Annotated in this window: 5 protein-coding genes; 2 read left to right on the top strand and 3 right to left on the bottom strand. The window is 54.4% G+C overall.

Annotated features, from left to right (window positions below; all coding sequences use genetic code 11):
- On the top strand, nt 1–617 hold a 617-nt coding region (locus VE954_RS04050; protein ID WP_324949923.1), incomplete at its 5' end, for an adenylate/guanylate cyclase domain-containing protein.
- Here VE954_RS04050 and VE954_RS04045 read toward each other — a convergent pair.
- From VE954_RS04045 to VE954_RS04035, 3 genes are read right to left on the bottom strand one after another with little or no spacing between them, the layout of a single operon-like run.
- Nucleotides 576–1,109 carry a phosphatidylglycerophosphatase A gene (locus tag VE954_RS04045; RefSeq protein ID WP_324949921.1) on the bottom strand — a complete coding sequence of 178 codons (534 nt, stop codon included), beginning with the start codon at nt 1,107–1,109 and terminating at the stop codon, nt 576–578. The genes VE954_RS04050 and VE954_RS04045 overlap by 42 nt on opposite strands.
- The gene (locus tag VE954_RS04040; protein ID WP_324949919.1) at nt 1,106–1,543 is read right to left on the bottom strand and encodes a VOC family protein; all 438 of its coding nucleotides are present in this window, start codon (nt 1,541–1,543) and stop codon (nt 1,106–1,108) included. Before VE954_RS04040 ends, VE954_RS04045 begins: the two co-directional genes overlap by 4 nt.
- 12 nt (nt 1,544–1,555) lie before the next feature.
- On the bottom strand, nt 1,556–2,206 hold the full coding sequence (locus VE954_RS04035; protein ID WP_324949917.1) for a site-2 protease family protein: 651 nt from the start codon (nt 2,204–2,206) through the stop codon (nt 1,556–1,558).
- A gap of 62 nt (nt 2,207–2,268) precedes the next feature.
- Between VE954_RS04035 and VE954_RS04030 the strand changes: the two genes are divergently transcribed.
- Entirely contained in the window at nt 2,269–3,309 is a 1,041-nt protein-coding gene (locus VE954_RS04030; RefSeq protein WP_324949916.1) for an alpha/beta hydrolase, read from the top strand.
- Nucleotides 3,310–3,515: the final 206 nt, after the last annotated feature.

The following is a 3,515-nucleotide window of genomic DNA, read 5'->3' as shown; positions in this document are numbered from 1 at the left end:
ACCTGGTGGCCGGCAAACAGGCTTTCAATGATCAACCGTCCATGCGCGATGTGACCATTTGCTTTGCTGATCTTTGTTCTTTTACTGCGGCTACCGAATGGATTGGACCGCAGCGCGTGGCCAAAACATTGAATGAGTTTCTCGCCCTGATGACGCAAATTATTTTCGATGAAGGTGGTACCATCGACAAGTTTCTCGGCGATGGCATTATGGTGATCTTTGGTGCGCCGCGCGAATTGCCGGCTTTTGAACAGGCCGAACGTTCCTGTCGCTGTGCCCTGCGCATGCAGCATGGTCTGCAGGAGCTTAACCGGAAATGGAAAGCCGAATTCAATCATGAATTTCAAATGCGCATTGGCATCAACCGGGGGCCGGCTCTGGTTGGCAGCTTCGGCAGTCAACTGCGTTCCGATTACACAGCCATCGGTCATACCGTAAATATTGCATCGCGCGTTGAAACCCAAGCGAAACCCGGCGAGATTCTGGTCACCTCGATGGTCCGGGATTATCTGGGCTCGATTACTTGGGAAGCAGCCGGCAGTTACAAGCTCAAAGGCCTTGCCGGCGAAATGGTTTTATTCCGGCTTTTGCAGGAAGAGAAACAGCGCGTGGCCTGAAGCGAGGACAGCCCAGGCAAAAATTCCGGCGATGACATCATCGATCAATGTGCCCCAGGCTCCCGGCAATTCCCGATCCGCCCAACCAATCGGCCCCGGTTTCACAATATCAAAGAAGCGAAACAGAGCAAACGCAGCGAGAACGATTTTCCAGTCGGCAGCTATGAAACTCAGAGGAATGGCCTGCCCCAGCACCTCATCGATAACGATTCGTCCATCATCATGCGTATTCCAAAATTTTTCCGTGCGCTCGATGCACCACCAGGACAGAATCCCGAGAAGACTCAGGAGAAGAATTTGTACCAGCCAGGCGGACCAACCCCAACGTGCCGCCAGCGTATGCCCATAGTTAAAAAAGAAAATCCCCACCGGAATACCGGCGAGGCTGCCGAATGTTCCCGGCGCTTTGGGAGCCAGGCCGAGGGGAAAGGCCACGGCCAGGCTGCTCCAGAAATTCAATCGAACAGGTCCGCGTTCCTGCGACTTTTTCATCCATGTTCCGCCGTGACCTGAACCAGCTCAATGAGAATGCCGCCGGTGGCCCGAGGATGAATGAAAGCGATGCGACTGTTGTGGGCCCCATAGCGTGGCTTCTCATCGATCAGCTCAACGCCCTTGGCTTTCAGCTCCACCAAAGCCTGATCCAGATCATCCACAGACAAGGCCATGTGATGAATCCCGCCACCCTTGGTTTCCACGAATTTTTTGATCGGTCCATCCTCGCCGTCCTGATTGGCGACGATTTCCAGCCTTGCGCTGCTGATCGCTGGGCTTACGGATGATTCGAACATGATCGTGTTGGTCTTCTGTTCTTTCACCAGCTCTTCACCGAGGAAGGGCAGCTGCAGAATTTCGGACAAAAACCAGCGGGCCTTCACGGGATCCTTGGCAGCCAGACCCAAATGATTGATTCCAACGATTTTCACAGGATCCTCCGATCACAAAACAAGGCCAACCATCCAACGTGCGAGGAGCACCCAAAAGCCCGCGACATAACCGAGCCAGCTGAGTCCACCGACCAGCATCAGACCCAGCAGCACAAATCCACCGTAGGGAATCACGTACTCTTCGTATTTGCGGCGCATATCATGCGACAGCAGTTCATAGACGATCGTGCCGCCATCCAGAGGATAAACGGGCAGCATATTAAAGATGGCAAGGATGGCATTGATCCAGACCAGCTGTTCGGCGAGGCGATAAAAACCGATTGTGACCGAACCGTCCTGGGCGCCACTTAAGAAATGCATGCCGATCAAAGCCACAATACTCAGCAGAAGGTTTGAGGCAGGGCCCGAAGCGGCCACGAGAACCTGACCCCATTTTTGATCGCGGAAATTACGAGGATCAACACTGACAGGCTTGGCCCAGCCAAAGATAAAGCCGCCGAGCATGGCCCCGATCAATGGAAAAATTAGGGTTCCTACTGGATCGATGTGTGGTACGGGATTCAAAGTCAAACGTCCATCGATCTGGGGTGTCCGGTCACCCTGCAGCCTTGCCATCAGGGCGTGAGCCGCCTCGTGAAAGGTCAGAGCGATGATCAAGGCAATCATCATGTTGACGACGCGTGCGCCGTAGGCAAAATCCATAGCTACCTCATGGAGTGGAACAGCATTCCACCCGATCATAACGAAAGCTGGAGGAAAATTCATTGCTAACCACGATAAAAGACAGTCGGCCGCGATATCGTATCGTGACGGAGTGGGTCCAAAGTGCTGTTCTCCAGGGCAATCCAGCGGGTGTCGAAAGTGTGCGGCCGGTCACTGTCTTCCTACCCGCTGCCTCGCTTGAATCCCCGGATCGGCGATTTCCGGTGCTTTATGGACTGGCCCCGTGGACCAGTGCCGGCCGCCAGCAGATGGATTGGGAGCCCTTCAAGGAAAGTCTACCGAACCGTCTGCAGCGCCTCATGGATGCCGGAGCTTTGAAGCCCTGCATCGTTGTATGCCCGGATCTCTTTACGGAATTTGGCGGCAGCCAGTATATCAACTCATCTTATCTGGGACGGCATGCGGATCATATCGTTCAGGAATTGATTCCGCATATCGAAGCCAATTATCCGGTCCTCAAGGGCGCTGCCTCGCGGGCCGTCTTTGGTCGATCGTCGGGAGGTTTTGGGGCCCTGCGTCTGGCCATGGATGCCCCTGGAAGCTTCGCCGCTGTCGCTTGTCACTCGGGGGATATGGGCTTTGACCTTCTTTATCGTCGCGACCTCGTCGATCTTTGTTATGCTCTGGCTCGGCATTCCGGCAGCGTTAGCGGTTATCTCAACGCCTTGCGCAAGGGACCCAAAATTGGTGGCAAGGATGTGCACATCCTTATGCTGCTGGGCATGGCCGCCTCCTATAGTCCCGATGCCACCGCGCCTGATGGTTATCGATTGCCCATTGATCCGATGACCGGGGCGCTGGATGAAAAAATCTGGCAGCAGTGGCTGGCGCATGATCCGGTCGTGAGGATGGAGCAAAGTCAATACCGAGAAGCGCTTCAGCAACTTCGTTATCTGTACCTGGACTGCGGCAATAAGGATCAGTATCACCTGCATTTCGGCATGCGCCAGCTCAAGCAGAAGCTGCAAAATCAGGCCATTCATCATCAGGTCTTTGAATTTGATGATAATCATTCCGGGACCAGCTACCGTTACGACGTCAGTTTACCTCTCTTAAGCCAAGCTCTGGTGCACGAGGGATGACAGCAGGGGCGGAGACTGCTATCTTCGTGACCCGTTAAGGCAAGCATCGAAAAGGAACGAGTCAATCACCCGCCACTAAAGTGGCAGGCATGAAAGAAGGAGACGGAATTCATGCTTAGTTGACCCGACTCAGCTCGAAAGAGCTACGTTGCGAGCGAATCCTATAGGCACCCCCGGATGCTTCACCAGTCCTGGGCCCTGCGGCA

Origin of the sequence: Oligoflexus sp. (assembly GCF_035638955.1) — a bacterium.
Taxonomy (GTDB): domain Bacteria; phylum Bdellovibrionota_B; class Oligoflexia; order Oligoflexales; family Oligoflexaceae; genus Oligoflexus.
Note: the sequence above shows the minus strand (reverse complement) of the source record. Positions and strands in the feature narration are given on the sequence as shown.

Bases quoted from the DNA above. Each gene is read 5' to 3' on its own strand.
- VE954_RS04045 (WP_324949921.1), bottom strand. From the start codon at position 1,109: ATGAAAAAGTCGCAGGAACGCGGACCTGTTCGATTGAATTTCTGGAGC.
- VE954_RS04035 (WP_324949917.1), bottom strand. From the start codon at position 2,206: ATGGATTTTGCCTACGGCGCACGCGTCGTCAACATGATGATTGCCTTG.